Origin of the sequence: Pseudomonas sp. F01002 (assembly GCF_004402115.1) — a bacterium.
Classification (GTDB): Bacteria; Pseudomonadota; Gammaproteobacteria; order Pseudomonadales; family Pseudomonadaceae; genus Aquipseudomonas; species Aquipseudomonas frigoris.
The window spans coordinates 1-16,445 of sequence record NZ_SOPU01000007.1 but is presented as its reverse complement, the minus strand read 5'-3'; the positions used below and the strand labels follow the sequence as shown (position 1 = coordinate 16,445).

The following is a 16,445-nucleotide window of genomic DNA, read 5'->3' as shown; positions in this document are numbered from 1 at the left end:
TCACCTCGGCCTCAAAGCCCGCTGATCAATTGGGCGTTATCGACGCGGATCTCGGCACCGTTGACGAAACGTGACTCGTCAGTGGCGAGGAACAGCACCACATTGGCAATGTCCCGAGGGGCGCACATACGATTCATCGGGTCTTGGTCGAGGGCTTCCTGAGGGATCGGCTGGCCGCCGGTCAAGGCCTGGGTCATCGGCGTGTTGACGCCATCCGGATGCACGCTGTTGCAGCGAATGCGATAACCCTGTTGCTTGCAGTGCAAGGCAATCGAGCGAGTCATTGCCGCCACCGCGCCTTTGGACGCCGAGTAGGCACAGAACATCGGCATCGCACCCAGCGCCGCCACCGACGACATATTGATGATCGAGCCACCGCCGGTTTCCTTCATGGCCTGGATCGCGTATTTGCAGCCGAGAAAGTACCCGTCTCCATTGATTTTCTGCACCTTCTGCCACAGTTCCAGCGTGGTGTCTTCGATGCTGCCCAAGGCCAGAATCGCAGCGTTGTTCACCAGTACGTCGAGGCGCCCGAAGTGTTCCAGGGTGGTTTTGATCACGTGTTGCCAATCGCTTTCGCTGGCGATGTCATGGCGAATGAACATCGCATTGCTGCCGATTTCTGCGGCGACCTGGCGTCCGGCTTCTTCGTTGAGATCGGTCAGCACGACTTTGGCGCCTTCACGGGCCAGCAGCAGGGCGTCTTCGCGACCGATGCCGCTGGCGGCGCCGGTGATGATGCAGACTTTGCCTTCTACACGTTGCATTGTTGTTCTCCTGAGCATGTGGTTTGAAGTGCGACTTGATCGGCCAGATGGGCAGCGGCCCGGCGACCGGAATAGATGCAATCGGCCAGCGACAGGCCGGAGACATAAAGGTTGGAAGCGATCCCGACTGCATTGCGGCCGGCGCTGTACAGACCACGGATCGGCTGACCCGCGTGGTCCAGCACCTGACCGCTGTGCTCGCAGACTTTCAGCCCGCCAAGGGTGATGACAGGGCAGGGAAACAGGCGGCTGGCGAATGACAGATCGAGGGCGTACCACGGCCCCTGGTCCATGTCGGCGAGCATGGCTTGCGACTTGCCGAACGTATCAACGACTTCGCCCCGCGCGGCGCGGCTATAGGTTTCCACGCTCTGTCGCAGGACCTCGATGGGCAATCCGCAACGCTTGGCCAGCTTCGTCAAGCTGTTGCTGCGCCGGGCGTTAAACAGCAAATTGAGCAGCACCGGCAGGCGTTGGAATTGCCAGACCTGGCCCGGCCCGACCTGACGCAATGCCTCGCGCACCAGCGCCCGGTTGAGAATCAGAATCGCGCGACCGTCCTGCTCTTCGACCATCGCGTGGCCGAGGGTCGCACCGTAGATTTCTTCGTTGGCGTAACGCTGACCCCGAGCATTGACGATCAACCCTCGGGCCCAGGCCAGTGGTGGATTGATAAAACGCCAGGCGCTGACCTTGTCCATCCGCGCCACGCTGCCACCGGCACTCTGGCCCAGGGCGATTCCGCTGCCGTTACAGCCTGTGGTCCCCAGCGGCAAACCGGCCAGATACTGCGGCGCATGCTGGCGGACCCACCCGCGATTGAAGATAAAACCGCCGCTGCTCAGCAACACACCCTGTTCGGCGCGAATCAGCTGGCGTTCGGCACTGGTTTGTTCGATGCGTCGCAAGCGAGCGCGCAAACGGTCGGCCAATGCCGGGGCGTACATGTGGATGGCGCTGGCCCAGCGCGAAAGCCGGGCATGTTGACGGGCTGCGCGACTACCGGGCGGCATGTGCCAGGCTTCGACCCCCAACACGTGATCGTTGGTGTCGAGCACCAGCCGCCGCACTTCGCACTGGCTGCGCAGGCGCGCACCGTGACGCAAGGCGCTGGCCTTGAGCGGGGCGAACAGGCTGGCGCCGGACATGCCGGGGCCTTTGGTGCGGTGACCGCGAGGTGCCGGTTTGGCAATGGCGGCATAGGCCGGTACGGCTTCGTTGCCGGAGTAATAAAGGTAGTACTGGTCGCTCGGGTACGAAGTTTTATGCGGCGGTACGCTGGATTCGAACGCGACACCCTGACGCTCAAGCCACGCCAGTTGTTCGGCACTGCCTTCGCAGAAACTACGCAGCGTCTGACTGCTGACGGCTTCGCCGACTTCCTGGCGCAGGTAGTTGAACATCGCTTCGCTGCTGTCTTCATAGCCAGCCTGGCGCTGATACGGCGTGCCGCCACCGGCATACACCACTCCGCCACTGATCGCGGTGGCGCCGCCACCTTCAAAGCGGTCCAGCGCCAGCACCGTCAATCCGCGACTGGCGGCTTCGATGGCGGCACAGGCGCCGGCGCCGCCGAAACCGACCACCAGCAAGTCGCAGCGATCATCCCAGTTCAGCTGGTCGGCGCTGCTCACTCGCAACGCCGTCAACCCGTTCAGGCTGTCCATTTTTTCAGGCCTCAGCCAGCGACAGCGAAGGAGGGGACGGGTTTGGCGGTGGTGGTGTAGGTGCCGTCGAGGTAGACCAGCGGGGTGATCGCTTCGCTGGTGTGGATTTGCAGGATGCGCCCGATGAATACGGTGTGGGTGCCGTAGCTGAAGTGGCCGTCTTGCCGGCAGAGGATTGCCGATTGGGCGTCTCCCAGATAGGGAATGCCGCCGGCACTGGTCAGCCAGTTGCCTCGGTCGAATCGTGCTTCGCCTTTGATTGCGCCGCTGCACAGGTGGGCGAGGTCTTGTTGTTCGACGCCGAGGATGTTGACGCAGAAGTCTGCGCCGGTCGCCAGTGCGGCATGGGGGGAGGCGGTTTTGTTGATGCAGATGAGTAGCGATGGTGGTTCGGTGCTGAGGGAGTCGACTGCCGTGGCGGCCATGGCGAAGCGCTCGGAGCCGTTACTGGTGCTGATTATGGTGACTGACTTGGCCAGGCGGCGCATGGCCTGGAGCATGTCGGCTTTCAAATTGATGTCGTTCATCGCACTAGCCCTTTCGTTGTGCATGGAGTGCGATGGATTCTTGCTCTGACGCCCCGCCGTAACATCGTCCGAGGGGACTAGGCCTTGGCGGCCTTCGGGCCGACCAGGCTCTTGTTGATCGAGTACATATCCATTTCTTCGGTTGTGGCGGCTGACGGTTTCGCCCTTACGGCAACTCCCTTTGGCAAACGCCCCAAAGGAAGCAAAGGTCTCGCCCCGAGCGTCCGGTCCCTCGCTTAGGCTCGGCGTTCCTTCGCTCCGGTGTCCATCTGGGGGCATCGCCTCCGGTTGGCTTCGCTTCAACCTCCTCTCGATGTTTTCGACTTCGTCGAACGGCGCTTCGCGCCTGCCCCCCAGATGAACACCTCCACTCAGCCTCCCGAAGGGGCGGGTGGATCAAGATCAAGAGCTGCAGGCGAGCTAACGCTCGGCCTGTTGAGTGGTGAGAAGCGAAAGGCGAAAGGCGACACCGATCCCCTGTGGGAGCGAGCTTGCTCGCGATGACGGCTTATCTGCCGACCAATCTCTTACGGCTGTACGCAGTCCCCTGTAGGAGCTGCCGCAGGCTGCGATCTTTTGATCTTCGCTTTCATCCTTCGCTTTTCTTCAAACGCCACATGGTCCGTTTGAGGGATGCCCACCGCCCCACGCATTGCTTGAATGCCGCTGTGGAGGCGAGCACCACCGGTGCTGCATCCGCCCCGCTGCACGCGCGCCCCGGCGGATGGGGTGAACAGAGGAGAACAATAAAAATGCTCAACCAAGACCTGATTCGCCAGCGTCTGAGCCAACGTGCCCGCGAGCTGGTGCCGATCTTGCGTGAACGCGCCCTGAACGCCGCGCAAGCCGGCCAGCTGCCTGAAGAAACGCTGAAGGATTTCCACGACGCCGGGTTCTTTCGCATCCTTCAGCCATCGCGCTGGGAAGGCTATGAACTGGAACCCAAGGACTTCTTCGAGGTGCAGATGACCCTCGCCGAAGGCTGCATGTCCTCGGCCTGGGTGCTGGGGGTGGTGGCGATCCATAACTGGCAACTGGCGCTGTTCGATGACCGTGCGGCACAGGATGTCTGGGGCGCCGACTCCAGTGTGTTGATCTCTTCTTCCTATATGCCGGTGGGCAAGGTCGAGCGGGTCGAGGGTGGTTTCAAACTGAGCGGGCGCTGGGGGTTTTCTTCCGGCAGCAAGCACTGCGACTGGGTGTTCCTGGGGGCGTTGGTGCCACCGGAGGAGGCGGGCGGGGCGCCGGATTACCGGACTTTCCTGGTGCCGCGCAGCGACTACCAAATTCTCGATAACTGGAATGTCATGGGCCTGGAAGCCACCGGCTCCCACGACATCCTGATGGAGAACGCCTTCGTTCCGGAATACCGCACTCATCGGGCGTTCGACGGTTTCATGCAGGACAGTCCGGGTAACGCAGTGAACACCGCGCCGCTGTTCCGCCTGCCATTCGGGCAGATTTTTGTGCGGGCGGTGTCGTCCTCGGCCATTGGTGCCCTGCAGGGGGCGGTGGATCAGTTTGTCGAGCACAACCGCACGCGGGTCGGGGTCAACGATGGTCGGAAAATGGTCCAGGACCCGGCCGCGCAGTCTGCACTGGCCAACGCGATGGTCTGCGTCGACGAGTGCAAAACCGTCCTGCTGCGCAATTTTTCTCTGATGATGCAGCGGGCCCAAAGCGCAGAGCCATTGAGCATGCCCGAGCGGGTGAAGATGCGTTACGACTCGGCGCTGGTGGCCGACAAGTGCGCCAAAGCGGTTGCCGACCTGATGTTCAACAGCGGCGCCTCGACCATCTTCCGCAGCCACACGATCAACCGGGCATTCCGCGACATTCACACCGGCCGCGCCCACGTCGCGAACAACCCGGCCAAGTACGCCTGGAATCTCGGCGGGGTCAGCATGGGCCAGGACAGCAACGACTTTTTTCTCTGACTTTTCCCTTTGAGTCAGCTAGTCCGTTTGCGTGATTCGAGCGCCCCGCCGATGCCCGAGCATGGGGGCAAGGCACAGGTCTCTGGCGCCGACTGCGCATCCAATAAACACAAGGATCAACCATGAAATTTTCACTGATTTACGAAGCCCAGACGGTGGACTCCAGCCGTGAAGGCGACCGCAAGATTTTCGAAGATACCGTTGAGCAGGCTGTGCTGGCCGACAAGCTCGGCTTCGACACCTTCTGGTGCGTAGAGCACACGGCGCTGAGCAACTACTCGCACATGTCCGCGCCGGAAACCATGCTGGCCTTCGTCGCCGGCAAGACCGAACGCATCGGCATCGGCCACGGCGTGGTCTGCCTGCCACCGGCGATGAACCACCCGGTGAAAGTCGCGGAACGCATCGCCACCCTCGACCTGTTGTCCAAAGGCCGGGTGCATTTTGGCGTCGGCAAGGGTGGCACCCAGCAGGAGGCCGGCACCTTCGGTTACGACCTGGCCACGTTGCAGCCGCAGATCGACGAAATGATGTACCTGATCCCGAAAATGTTCGTGCAGGACGAAATCGAACACAACGGCGACTTCGTACAGATCCCCAAGCGGCCGATCCATCCCAAGCCTTATCAAGACCCGCACCCGCCGATGTACCTGGCCTGCACCAACACCGAGTCGCTGAAAAACGCCGGCGGACGCGGCATGGGCGCCCTGGTGCTGGGCTTCGGTGGCCCGGAAGAAATCGCCAAGAAAGTCGAGGTCTACCATGAAGCCTGGGACAACCGCGATGAGAAGAAACAGGTGGGCTTCCGTCCCAACCGGCACATCGCAGCCCTGTGCCCGGCGATCGTGTTGGAAAACAACGAAGAGGCGCGCCGCATTGGCATTCGTGGCCAGCGTTACTTCATGGAGTCGTTGGGCTACTGGTACGGCGGTGGCGAGCGCCCGGACCCGGAGAAGTGGAAGGACGACACCTTCGTCGATGGCAACGGCCAGAGCGTGATCAAGTCGCGCTTCGCCTCGGAAGAAGTCAGCGTCGATTTCTCCGACCCGACCATGGCGATGATGAACCCCAACCACGCCTACGGCACCGTCGAGGATTGCATCGGTTACGTGCAGCGCCTGATCGATGCCGGTGCCGACGAAGTCCTGTTCATCTGCCAGATGGGCACCGTGCCGCAATGGGCGCAACTGGAAACCCTGCGCAACATTGGTGAAAAAGTAATCCCGCATTTCCGTAAGGCTTAAAACCCGCCACTCAAGCATCTGAACACCCCATCACCCCTGTGGGAGCGGGCTTGCTCGCGAAGGCGGTCTTACATTCAACATCAATGTTGACTGATATGGCCTCTTCGCGAGCAAGCCCGCTCCCACATGTTTTTATGCCTCCACCAATCATTTCCGCTAGTCCCATTGGACGATGTTGCCCCCGCGCAAACCCGCTTGAATAGCCCTGCATAAAGTCTCCCCCGGCAGCCGCCGAGTGCGGCGGGGCCTTAGAAAAAGAACGAGGAGTGCATCCATGGATATCCGTGGTCTGGGTTACGTCACCCTGTTATCCAGCGACTTGGCGCAATGGCGCCAGTACGCAAGCCAGGTGCTGGGCATGATGGTGGCCGGCAGCGATGACGATGAGCGGCTGTACCTGAAAATGGACGAGCGCCATTACCGCATTCTGGTGGAGAAAAGCGCTGAGAACGGCTTCGGTGCGTGCGGCTGGGAAGTGCCTGGCAAAGCGGCGCTTGAACGCGCTGTCAGCGTTCTGGAACAAGCCGATGTGCAAGTTACCCGCGGCACCGTAGCCCAGGCCGAGGTTCGCAAGGTCCAGGAGTTGGTGCATTTCAGCGACCCGGATGGCAATCGCCACGAACTGTTCTGGGGACCTCTGCAAGACTTCGCACGCTTCGTCTCGCCAGTTGGGGTCAAGGGTTTCGTCACCAACGAATTGGGCATGGGCCACGTGGTACTGCCGGCACCGAGCTTTGAGCGTTGCCGGGATTTCTACGAGCAAGTACTCGGTTTCGGGCTGTCCGACCTGATGAAAGTCCGCTTCACTCCGGACCCGGCCGAGCCGCAAAAGCGCATCCACTTCCTGCACTGCAATAACGGTCGGCATCACTCGCTGGCGATCTTCGAGTGCCCGATGCCCCACGGCTGCGTGCACATGATGGTCGAGGTCAACGCGCTGGACGAAGTCGGTCGCGCCCTTGATCGCGTGCACGCCAACGGCGTGAAGCTGTCGGCCACCCTGGGCCAGCACACCAACGATCAGATGATCTCGTTCTACATCAAGACGCCGTCCGGGTTTGACCTGGAATACGGCTGCGATGGCCTAGTGGTCGATTGGGATCGCCACACACCTTTTGAAAGCACAGTGGTCAGCCACTGGGGCCACGACTTCAGTGTCGGTCGCCAATGAGGAAGATGACGATGGACAAGCGAATGACCACGGCCGAGATGGTCGGCCAACTGCGTGACGGCATGACCATCGGCATCGGTGGCTGGGGGCCGCGGCGCAAACCCATGGCGTTGGTGCGGGAGATTTTGCGCTCCGACCTCAAGGACCTCACCGTGGTCGCCTACGGCGGTGCGGATGTCGGCATGCTCTGCGCGGCCGGCAAGATCAGGAAACTGGTGTTCGCCTTCGTTTCCCTGGATTTCATTCCACTGGAACCGTACTTCCGCAAGGCACGCCAAGAGGCGGCGCTGGAGGTGATGGAAATCGACGAAGGCATGCTCCTGCTCGGTCTGCGGGCCGCAGCGATGAATGTGCCGTTTATTCCGACGGCAGTTGGTCTGGGCACCGACGTGCTGCGCCACAACCGGCAGATCAAGCTGATTGCCTCGCCCTATGCCGATGGCAAGGACTGGGTCGCGATGCCGGCGCTCAAACTCGATGCGGCGCTGATCCACGTCGACCGTGCCGATGCGCGCGGTGTCTGCCAGATCAGCGGCCCCGATCACTACATGGACGACCTGTTCGTACGTGCCGCGACTCACAGCTACGTGACCTGCGACGAACTGGTGGACAGCGAACATTTCCACGCCGATGCCGGGCATGCGAATCAGGTGTTCTGGGAACGCAACCTGACCACCGCCGTGGCCCACGCGCCGGGCGGTGCGCATCCGTCTTCCTGCGCGCCGCTGTACGGTTTCGACGTGGCGCACTTCAAGGCTTACAACGCTTCGGCGCAGGCCATCGATGGCTGGCAGGCCTATGTCCAGGATTACGTCGATTGCACCCACGAACAGTACCTGGACAAGGTCGGCGGCCTGGATGCGATCCGCCAGCTGCCGTTGCCGACTTTTTAAGGGAGCCTTGCGATGAGCACTACCACTTACAGCCTCGCCGAATTGATGATCTGCGCCGCTTCCGAAGCCTGGCGCGACGATGGTGAGGTCCTGGCCAGCGGCATCGGTGTGATCCCGCGCCTCGCCGCCTCATTGAGCATGCTCAGCAGCAACCCGCAGCTGCTGATGACCGATTCAGAAGCCTACATGGTCGCCGAGCCGGTGCCGCTCGGCGCGCGCAACGGCTATCAACCCAAGCGCGACAGCTGGATGGGTTTTTCGCGGATTTTCGACAATGTCTGGGGCGGCAAGCGCCATGCGCTGGTCGGCCCGACCCAGATCGACCGCTTCGGCCAGGCGAACATTTCGTGCATCGGTGACTACGCCAAGCCCAAGGCGCAGATGCTCGGCGTGCGCGGTTTTCCTGGCAACTCGATCAGCCACGCCAACTCCTTTTGCGTACCCAGCCACAACCGTCGGGTGTTCGTCGAAGGCGAGGTCGATATGGTCGCCTCGGTCGGCTACAACCCGGCGCGTCTGGCGCGCGGCTGGTCGCTGGACGAGATCGATATCCGCCTGATCATCACCGATCTTTGCGTGCTGGATTTCCTGGGCCCGCACCGGCAAATGCGCATTCGCTCGCTGCACCCCGGCGTGACGGTGGCCGAGGTTCAGGACAACACCGGGTTTGCCCTGCATGTGCCGCAAGACTGCCCGACCACGGCTGCCCCGACCGTCGAGCAATTGCAGCTGATCCAGCGCCTGGACCCGCACAACCTGCGTGCCAGCCAGCTCAAAGACAACCCGCCAGGCCAACGCTGAGCGCCCCCGTTTCGGAGAAAAGTGATGGCTGAACATAACGACAAGAACGAGGCCGACGTGGTGCTTTACGAGGTGCGCGGCGCGGTGGCCCTGGTCACCATGAATCGCCCCGAGTACCACAACGCGCAGAACTCGCAGATGACCTACGCGCTGGACGCGGCGTTTCGCCAGGCCTGCGATGACGATGAGGTGAAAGTCATCGTGCTGCGTGGTGCCGGCAAGCACTTCTCCGCGGGGCATGACATCGGTACGCCGGGTCGCGACGTCGATCAGACGTTCGACCGCGCGAGCCTTTGGTACGACCACACCAACAAACCGGGCGGCGAGTTTCTCTACGCCCGGGAGCAGGAAGTCTATCTGGGCATGTGCCGCCGCTGGCGCGAAATGCCCAAGCCAACCATCGCCATGGTCCAGGGGGCGTGCATCGCGGGGGGGCTGATGCTGGCCTGGGTGTGCGACCTGATCGTCGCCAGTGAGGATTCTTACTTCGCGGATCCGGTGGTGCGAATGGGCATTCCCGGGGTCGAGTACTTCGCCCATGTGCATGAGCTGAACCCGCGCATCGCCAAGGAGTTTCTGTTCCTCGGCGAGCGCATGCCGGCGGCACGCGCCTATCAAATGGGCATGCTCAACCGGGTAGTGCCCCGAGACGAACTGGAACAGCAAACCCTCGACATCGCCGGGCGCATTGCGCAGATGCCGCGCCTCGGTCTGCAATTAAGCAAGCAGGCAGTCAACAACGCCGAAGACCTGATGGGCAAGCGCGCGACCATGGATATGGTGTTTGGTCTGCACCACTTTGCCCACGCCCACAATGAACTGGTGTCGGGTGACCGACTTGGCGGATATGACGCCAAGGCCATGGCTCGTTCGCAACGCACCTCGGGCGGGGCGTGAGCATGGCGATCTCTTTGAATACCCGCCTAACCGAATTACTCGGCTGTCGCTATCCGATCATCCAGACCGCTATGGGCTGGGTCGCCGACCCGAAACTGGTGGCGGCCACGGGCAATGCCGGCGGCTTCGGCTTTCTCGCCGGCGCGACCATCGAGCCTCAGCGGATGGAGGCAGCGATCCTCGAAACCCGGCGTCTGACCGATCAGCCTTTCGGCGTCAATTTTCATATGTACCAGGCCAACGCCGCAGAGATCGTCGAGCTGGTGCTGCGCCACAACGTCAGGGCGGTCAGCTACAGCCGCTCGCCCGGCAAGCAAATGATCAGCCGTCTGAAGGACGCCGGCGTGGTGTGCATCCCCACGGTCGGTGCCCTGAAGCACGCGCAGAAAGCCGTGGAAATGGGCGCCGATGCGGTCACCGTACAAGGCGGTGAGGGCGGTGGGCATACCGGCTCGGTGCCGACGTCGTTACTGCTCGATCAAGTCGTCAACGCGGTCTCGGTGCCCGTGGTAGCCGCCGGTGGTTTCAAGGATGGTAACGGTCTGGTCTCGGCCCTGGCCTACGGCGCCGAAGGCATCGCCATGGGCACACGCTTTCTGATGTGCACCGACAGTCCGGTGCCGCAGGCGACCCTGTCGCGTTATCTCGCGGTCAAGGACCCAGCGGCGATCATCATCAGTCGCGCCATCGACGGTATGCCGCAACGGATGATTCGCAACGAATTGCTCAACCAGCTTGAAGCGAGTGGTGGTCTCAAACGCTTGTTGTTGGCCTTCCAGAGTGGCCTGGCGTACCGCCGCCACAGTGGCATGAGCCTGACGCAACTGCTCGGCAGTGTTTTGAACATGCGCGGCAGCGGTGAGCTGACGGCCGCCCAAAGCATCATGGCCGCCAACGCGCCGATGGTGATTCAGAAAGCCATGGTCGATGGGTTACCCGCCGAAGGTGTACTGCCCGCCGGCCAGATCGCCGCGTCTATCGACAGCTTGCCCAGCTGCGCCCAATTGATTGAACAGATCGTCCGTGACGCCGAAGCGCGTCTGGGCGAGCTGTGCCGCCGTGTGTCGTGAAGGGGAAAGGCATGAAACCATTTAGCGTCAGTATCGATAACGGCATTGCCGAACTGGTGTTCAACCAGCCACCGGTCAACGCCTTCAATTGTCAGGGCTGGGCCGATATCGCCAGCGAGATCGAAGGCCTCGGTCGAGACGCCAACGTGCGGGTGATCGTGATTCGCGCCGAAGGTCGCGGCTTCTGCGCCGGGGTCGACATCAAGGAACTGGCCGCCGATGGCAACCTGATCGTGGCGGTGAACAAAGGCAACTACGACAGTTTCAAGGCCATTCACCGCAATCCGAAACCGGTCATCGTCGCCGTACACGGCTTCGTCCTCGGCGGCGGCATCGGCATCTGCGGCGCGGCCGACATTCTGGTGGCCTCCGAGTGCGCCAGTTTCGGCGTGCCCGAGGTCGATCGCGGTGCCATGGGCGGCGGCGCGCATTTGCAGCGGTTGTTCCCGGTGCAGAAGGTCCGTCACATGTACTTTACCGGCGCGATGATCGATGCCGCCGAGGCTTGGCGCCTGGGTGCGGTAGAGCGTGTGGTCAAGCGCGAGGACTTGCGTGAGGCCGCGCTGCAGATCGCCCGCACCATCGCCGCCAAGAGCCCGGCCATGATCAGCCTCGCCAAAGAAGCGCTGAGCGGTATCGAAGACGGCAATCTGGAAGACAAATATCGCTGGGAGCAGGGCTTCACGCTCGAGGCCTATCGCTCACTGGACTCACAGGAAGCACGCGACTCGTTCGTCGAGAAGCGCGATGCCCACTTCAACGGCTGAAGGCACTCTCATGGACCTGACATACACCCCGGCCCAGCAGGCCTTTCGCGCCGAGGCGCGGACCTGGCTGACGGCCAATGTACCCCGTGAACCGCTGCAATCGTTCGACACCGAGCAAGGCTTTGCCGAGCACCGTGCCTGGGAAAACCGGCTTAACGACGGTCGCTGGGGCATGGTCACCTGGCCGATCGATCTCGGCGGGCGCGGTTGCGACTTGATCGAGTGGTTGATCTTCGAGGAGGAGTACTACCGCTCTGGCGCGCCTGCACGGGTTAACCAGAACGGCATCTTCCTGCTCGGCCCGACGCTGATGGAATATGGCAGCGAGGCACAGAAAGCGCGCTTTTTGCCACGCATGGCCACTGGCAAAGATATCTGGGCCCAGGCCTGGTCCGAGCCAGGCGCCGGCTCCGACATGGCGGCAATCCGCTCGAAGGCCGAACGGGTGGGCGACCATTACGTGATCAACGGCCAGAAAACCTGGTCGACTCGCGCCGTGTGGGCTGACTGGGTATTCGGCATTTTCCGCACCGACCCTCATTCGCAGCGCCATCAGGGTCTGACGTTTATTCTGCTGCCGCTCGACAGCCCGGGGATCACCGTACGGCCGATTCCGCAGCTCAATGGCTTGCCGGGGTTTGCCGAGATTTTCTTCGACGACGTCAAGGTGCCGGTGGAAAACGCGCTGGGCGGCGAGGGCATGGGTTGGCATGTGGCGATGTCCACCGCCGGGTTCGAGCGTGGTTTGCTGCTGCGTTCCCCCGCACGTTTTCAGGAAACGGCTCGGCGACTGGTGCAGCTGTACCAGGCCAACCGCGAGCAGGCTGACCGTGACCCGGCCATTGGCGAGTCGGTGATGCGCGCCTGGCTGGACGCCGAGGCTTACACCCTGAGCACCTACATGACCGCCTCGAAACTGGTGCAGGGCGGCAAGATCGGACCGGAGTCTTCGACCAACAAAATCTTCTGGTCGGAACTCGATCAGCGCATGCACGACACCGCTATGAGCATTCTCGGCTTGCGTGGCGAGCTGCTGCCCGAAGCACCTGCTGCGGGCGATGTCGGCCATTGGCTGGAAGGTTTTCTGTTTGCCCAGGCCGGACCGATCTACGCCGGCACCAACGAGATCCAGCGCAACATCATTGCCGAACGCATGCTCGGCATGCCGCGTGCCTGAGGAATAGACCATGGACTTTAGTTTCAGCCGCGACCAATTGCTGTTCCAGGACAACGTCAGAAGTTTTCTGATCAACGAGGTCACCCCGGAGCGTATTCGCGAACTCTGGCTTTGCCATAGCGGGCGCAGCGATCAGCTCTGGGCCCAATTGGTGGAGTTGGGCCTGACCGCGCTGACGGTTCCCGAAGAGCAGAACGGGATGGGGATGAATGAGCTGGACTTCATTCTGCTTGCTCAGGAATGTGGTTATGCCGGTCTGCCCGAGCCGCTGGTGGACACGATGCTGATCGGCGTGCCGTTGCTCGCCGCCCTTGATGAGCGCCACGTGGCACTCAAACAACATTGGCTGGGGCGGGTCGCAGAAGGCCGCGCGCGACTGGCGATTGCCGAACCGGGTAACCCGCTGGTCAGCGATGCTCATGTCGCCGATTTGCTGTTGCTGGCTCATGGCGATGAGGTGCATGCGGTGGAACCTTGCGCGGTGCGCCTGACCCGCAATGTGTCGGTCGATCCCAGTCGTCAGCTGTTTCAGGTCGACTGGACGCCAACGTCCGCCACCTGCGTGGCCGCTGGTGAGCAGGGCCGGCGCTTGTGGGCCGCCGCGTTTAATCGTGGGGCGCTGGGCTGTGCCGCGCAAATGCTGGGGCTGGCCAAACGCATGGTCGACCTCGCGGTGGATTACACCTTTGAGCGCAAACAGTTCGGCAAACCGGTGGGTTCGTTCCAGGCGGTCAAGCATTTGATGGCCAACGTCGCGGTGCAGATCGAGTTCGCCAAAGGGCCGCTGTATCGCGCCGCCTATGCACTGGCCGAGCAGCAGCCGGGACAGGAAGTGCTGGTGTCCCATGCCAAATTGGCAACTTCGGAAGCAGCCATGCTCGCCGCGAAAAACACCATTCAGGCCCATGGCGCCATGGGTTACACCTGGGAAGTCGATCTGCATTTGTTCATGAAGCGCGCCTGGGCGCTGGACAAGGTCTGGGGTGATCGCGGCCATCACAAAGGGCGGATCCGCGCGGCCTTGTTCAACGGCAATCCGGCGTTAGGTGCCGGCCAGACCTTCTGACGAGTTCCACCTTTTTTCGAGAGATAACATGCCTGAAGCCTATATTGTCGACGCCCTGCGCACGCCCACCGGACGGCGCAAGGGTGGTTTGAGCCAGATTCACGCGGCCGATCTGGGCGCCCATGTATTGCGCACACTGGTCCAACGCAACGACATCCCCGATGACGATTACGACGACGTGATCTTCGGTTGTGTCGACACCATCGGTCCGCTGGCCGGGGACATTGCCCGAACCAGTTGGCTGGCCGCCGGCCTGTCGGAGACGGTACCCGGCACCACCATCGATCGCCAGTGCGGTTCGTCCCAGCAAGCGGTGCACTTTGCCGCCCAAGCGGTGATGAGCGGCACCCAGGATGTGGTCGTCGCCGGCGGCGTGCAAACCATGACCCAGATTCCTATTTCCTCAGCCATGATCGCTGCCGAACCGCTGGGCTTCAGTGATCCGTTCAGCGGCTCCGAAGGTTGGGTCCGGCGCTATGGCGTACAACCGCCGACTCAATTCCGTTCGGCGCAGATGATTGCCGAGAAGTGGGGGCTGTCCCGAGAACAGCTGGAAGCCTATTCACTGGAGTCCCATCAGCGGGCATTGCGGGCCATCGAGCAAGGGCGGTTCAACCGGGAAATCGTGCCACTGGCCGGAGTCGTGCACGACGAAACGCCGCGCCAGACCAGCCTGGCGAAAATGGCCGAACTGGACGTTCTGTTTGGCTGCGACCGGGTGACCGCAGCAGTGTCCAGCCAGACCTGCGACGCGGCCAGCGCGATGCTGATCGTTTCTGAAACAGCACTCAAACGCTACGGACTGACACCGCGCGCGCGTATCCACCACCTCAGCGTGCGCGCCGCAGACCCGATCTGGATGCTCACCGCTCCAATCCCGGCCACCGCTTATGCACTCAAGCGAGCCGGGATTAAGCTTGAAGACATCGATCGGGTGGAGATCAACGAAGCCTTCGCCTCGGTCGCGATGGCCTGGCTCAAAGAGACCGGTTATCCCCATGAACAGACCAACGTCAACGGCGGCGCGATTGCCCTCGGCCATCCGCTGGGCGCCACCGGCACCCGGTTGATGTGTACGTTGTTGCATGAACTGGAGCGCAGCGGGGGACGCTTCGGCTTGCAGACCATGTGCGAAGGTGGCGGCCAGGCCAACGTGACGATTATCGAACGCTTGTAAGCGATGTATTTGAAGGGAGCAGGAACATGAAAATCTGTGAGAACCGCGTAGTGATCATCACCGGTGCCGGCGGTGGTCTGGGCCGGGCCTACGCGCTGGCCTTCGCCGCCGAGGGCGCCAAAGTGGTGGTCAACGATATCAATCGTGAAGCGGCGCTGGCCGTGGTCGGCGAAATTCTCGGGCAGGGTGGAAGCGCCGTGGCCAACAGCAACGACATCACCCGCTACGACGATGCGGCGTTGATCGTGCGCCAGGCCATCGAAACCTTCGGCGGCCTGGACGTGGTGGTCAACAATGCCGGCATCTGCCGCGACCGCATGTTCGCTAGCCTCACCGAAGCCGACTGGGATGCAGTGGTGGCCGTGCACCTCAAAGGCCACTTCTGTATCGCCAGCCACGCCGCACGTTACTGGCGCGAACAGGCCAAGGGAGGTGCGCAGCTGAGTGCGCGGATCATCAATACCAGTTCCGGGGCCGGTTTGCAGGGCTCCATCGGTCAATCCAACTATGCCGCTGCCAAGGCTGGTATCGCTACGTTGACGCTGGTGCAGGCGGCCGAGCTGGGTCGCTATGGCATAACCGTCAACGCCTTGGCCCCGGCCGCGCGCACCGGAATGACCGAGCAGGTGTTCGCCGATACCATGAAAAAACCTGAAGAGGGCTTCGACTACTTCGCTCCGGAAAACGTTGCGCCGCTGGTGGTCTGGCTCGGCTCGCAAGCCTCCAGTGCGGTGAACGGGCAGATGTTCGAAGTCGAGGGCGGCAAGTTGTCGATTGCCGACGGCTGGCGTAGAGGTCCGGAACTGGACAGGCAAGGGCGTTGGGCGGTGGGCGAGGTGGGTCAGGCGGTAGAGCAATTGATGGCTCGGGCGGTGCCGGCGGCGAAAGTGTACGGCAGCTGATGGGGCCGCGAATCCCTCTATATAGAAGGATTCGCTTTGCTCTTCTATATAGAGTGGAAACGGGCTGTTTTCCGGCGTCCAGCAAGTGTTTGATAGAAAAGCTCAATTAAGGGTTGACGGCAGATTCTGGAAGTCTATAATTCGCCCCACTTCCGGCGCAGTCGAAACGAAAAACTCCTTGGTAAACAATTAGTTACGCAGTTTTCGACAGCGAGTTGCTTCAGGTCATCGAAGCCCAGAGGGAGTTGAAAGAGCGAGGTTGTTTGGCTCTTTTAACGGTTCGATCTTCTCGGTCGACAGCGGTGTAAAAGAGGTGTTGACAGCAGCGAGTAACGCTGTAGAATTCGCCTCCCGCTAACGAGAGATCGGAAGCGCAAGTGGT

At 61.9% G+C, this 16,445-nt stretch carries 15 protein-coding genes; 12 read left to right on the top strand and 3 right to left on the bottom strand.

Features of this window, described 5'->3' with window-relative positions; genetic code table 11:
* Positions 1-11 precede the first annotated feature (11 nt).
* The 3 genes from E3W21_RS05130 to E3W21_RS05120 are packed head-to-tail and all read right to left on the bottom strand — an operon-like array spanning position 12 to position 2,961.
* On the bottom strand, positions 12-767 hold the full coding sequence (locus E3W21_RS05130) for a glucose 1-dehydrogenase (RefSeq protein ID WP_134418688.1): 756 nt from the start codon (positions 765-767) through the stop codon (positions 12-14).
* Complete coding sequence (locus E3W21_RS05125) at positions 755-2,434, bottom strand: FAD-binding protein (protein ID WP_134418687.1); 1,680 nt, start codon at positions 2,432-2,434, stop codon at positions 755-757. Before E3W21_RS05125 ends, E3W21_RS05130 begins: the two co-directional genes overlap by 13 nt.
* Positions 2,435-2,445: 11 nt before the next feature.
* A complete protein-coding gene (locus tag E3W21_RS05120) occupies positions 2,446-2,961 on the bottom strand; it encodes a flavin reductase family protein (RefSeq protein ID WP_046049829.1) in 516 nt (171 codons plus the stop codon).
* Between the two features lie 752 nt (positions 2,962-3,713).
* Here E3W21_RS05120 and E3W21_RS05110 point away from each other — a divergent pair.
* The 12 genes from E3W21_RS05110 to E3W21_RS05050 all read left to right on the top strand — a co-directional run bounded on the left by E3W21_RS05110 (position 3,714) and on the right by E3W21_RS05050 (position 16,063).
* Positions 3,714-4,898, top strand: coding sequence for a flavin-dependent monooxygenase (locus E3W21_RS05110; protein WP_134418686.1), 1,185 nt, complete (start codon positions 3,714-3,716; stop codon positions 4,896-4,898).
* Between the two features lie 122 nt (positions 4,899-5,020).
* The gene (locus tag E3W21_RS05105; RefSeq protein WP_134418685.1) at positions 5,021-6,142 is read left to right on the top strand and encodes an LLM class flavin-dependent oxidoreductase; all 1,122 of its coding nucleotides are present in this window, start codon (positions 5,021-5,023) and stop codon (positions 6,140-6,142) included.
* Positions 6,143-6,416: 274 nt separating this feature from the next.
* Entirely contained in the window at positions 6,417-7,313 is an 897-nt protein-coding gene (locus tag E3W21_RS05095) for a VOC family protein (RefSeq protein ID WP_134418684.1), read from the top strand.
* 11 nt (positions 7,314-7,324) lie between these two features.
* Positions 7,325-8,206 (top strand): CoA transferase subunit A, encoded by an 882-nt coding sequence (locus E3W21_RS05090; protein ID WP_134418683.1) that lies wholly within the window; start codon positions 7,325-7,327, stop codon positions 8,204-8,206.
* 12 nt (positions 8,207-8,218) lie between these two features.
* Positions 8,219-9,007: a CoA-transferase subunit beta gene (locus E3W21_RS05085; protein WP_134418682.1), complete on the top strand. Its 789-nt coding sequence runs from the start codon at positions 8,219-8,221 to the stop codon at positions 9,005-9,007.
* Between the two features lie 24 nt (positions 9,008-9,031).
* Complete coding sequence (locus tag E3W21_RS05080; RefSeq protein ID WP_134418681.1) at positions 9,032-9,904, top strand: enoyl-CoA hydratase; 873 nt, start codon at positions 9,032-9,034, stop codon at positions 9,902-9,904.
* A gap of 2 nt (positions 9,905-9,906) precedes the next feature.
* On the top strand, positions 9,907-10,974 hold the full coding sequence (locus E3W21_RS05075) for a nitronate monooxygenase family protein (RefSeq protein WP_134418680.1): 1,068 nt from the start codon (positions 9,907-9,909) through the stop codon (positions 10,972-10,974).
* 11 nt (positions 10,975-10,985) lie between these two features.
* A complete protein-coding gene (locus tag E3W21_RS05070) occupies positions 10,986-11,741 on the top strand; it encodes an enoyl-CoA hydratase family protein (protein ID WP_134418679.1) in 756 nt (251 codons plus the stop codon).
* Between the two features lie 10 nt (positions 11,742-11,751).
* On the top strand, positions 11,752-12,918 hold the full coding sequence (locus tag E3W21_RS05065; RefSeq protein ID WP_134418678.1) for an acyl-CoA dehydrogenase family protein: 1,167 nt from the start codon (positions 11,752-11,754) through the stop codon (positions 12,916-12,918).
* Positions 12,919-12,928: 10 nt separating this feature from the next.
* Positions 12,929-13,984: an acyl-CoA dehydrogenase family protein gene (locus E3W21_RS05060; RefSeq protein ID WP_134418677.1), complete on the top strand. Its 1,056-nt coding sequence runs from the start codon at positions 12,929-12,931 to the stop codon at positions 13,982-13,984.
* A gap of 28 nt (positions 13,985-14,012) precedes the next feature.
* Positions 14,013-15,161, top strand: coding sequence for an acetyl-CoA C-acetyltransferase (locus E3W21_RS05055; protein ID WP_134418676.1), 1,149 nt, complete (start codon positions 14,013-14,015; stop codon positions 15,159-15,161).
* A gap of 26 nt (positions 15,162-15,187) precedes the next feature.
* A complete protein-coding gene (locus tag E3W21_RS05050) occupies positions 15,188-16,063 on the top strand; it encodes an SDR family oxidoreductase (protein WP_134418675.1) in 876 nt (291 codons plus the stop codon).
* The last annotated feature ends 382 nt before the right edge of the window (positions 16,064-16,445 follow it).

Excerpts from the sequence above, each read along its gene's own strand:
- E3W21_RS05130 (WP_134418688.1), bottom strand. The coding sequence starts at position 767 with ATGCAACGTGTAGAAGGCAAAGTCTGCATCATCACCGGCGCCGCCAGC.
- E3W21_RS05125 (WP_134418687.1), bottom strand. The coding sequence starts at position 2,434 with ATGGACAGCCTGAACGGGTTGACGGCGTTGCGAGTGAGCAGCGCCGAC.
- E3W21_RS05120 (WP_046049829.1), bottom strand. The coding sequence starts at position 2,961 with ATGAACGACATCAATTTGAAAGCCGACATGCTCCAGGCCATGCGCCGC.
- E3W21_RS05110 (WP_134418686.1), top strand. The coding sequence starts at position 3,714 with ATGCTCAACCAAGACCTGATTCGCCAGCGTCTGAGCCAACGTGCCCGC.
- E3W21_RS05105 (WP_134418685.1), top strand. The coding sequence starts at position 5,021 with ATGAAATTTTCACTGATTTACGAAGCCCAGACGGTGGACTCCAGCCGT.
- E3W21_RS05095 (WP_134418684.1), top strand. The coding sequence starts at position 6,417 with ATGGATATCCGTGGTCTGGGTTACGTCACCCTGTTATCCAGCGACTTG.
- E3W21_RS05090 (WP_134418683.1), top strand. The coding sequence starts at position 7,325 with ATGGACAAGCGAATGACCACGGCCGAGATGGTCGGCCAACTGCGTGAC.
- E3W21_RS05085 (WP_134418682.1), top strand. The coding sequence starts at position 8,219 with ATGAGCACTACCACTTACAGCCTCGCCGAATTGATGATCTGCGCCGCT.
- E3W21_RS05080 (WP_134418681.1), top strand. The coding sequence starts at position 9,032 with ATGGCTGAACATAACGACAAGAACGAGGCCGACGTGGTGCTTTACGAG.
- E3W21_RS05075 (WP_134418680.1), top strand. The coding sequence starts at position 9,907 with ATGGCGATCTCTTTGAATACCCGCCTAACCGAATTACTCGGCTGTCGC.
- E3W21_RS05070 (WP_134418679.1), top strand. The coding sequence starts at position 10,986 with ATGAAACCATTTAGCGTCAGTATCGATAACGGCATTGCCGAACTGGTG.
- E3W21_RS05065 (WP_134418678.1), top strand. The coding sequence starts at position 11,752 with ATGGACCTGACATACACCCCGGCCCAGCAGGCCTTTCGCGCCGAGGCG.
- E3W21_RS05060 (WP_134418677.1), top strand. The coding sequence starts at position 12,929 with ATGGACTTTAGTTTCAGCCGCGACCAATTGCTGTTCCAGGACAACGTC.
- E3W21_RS05055 (WP_134418676.1), top strand. The coding sequence starts at position 14,013 with ATGCCTGAAGCCTATATTGTCGACGCCCTGCGCACGCCCACCGGACGG.
- E3W21_RS05050 (WP_134418675.1), top strand. The coding sequence starts at position 15,188 with ATGAAAATCTGTGAGAACCGCGTAGTGATCATCACCGGTGCCGGCGGT.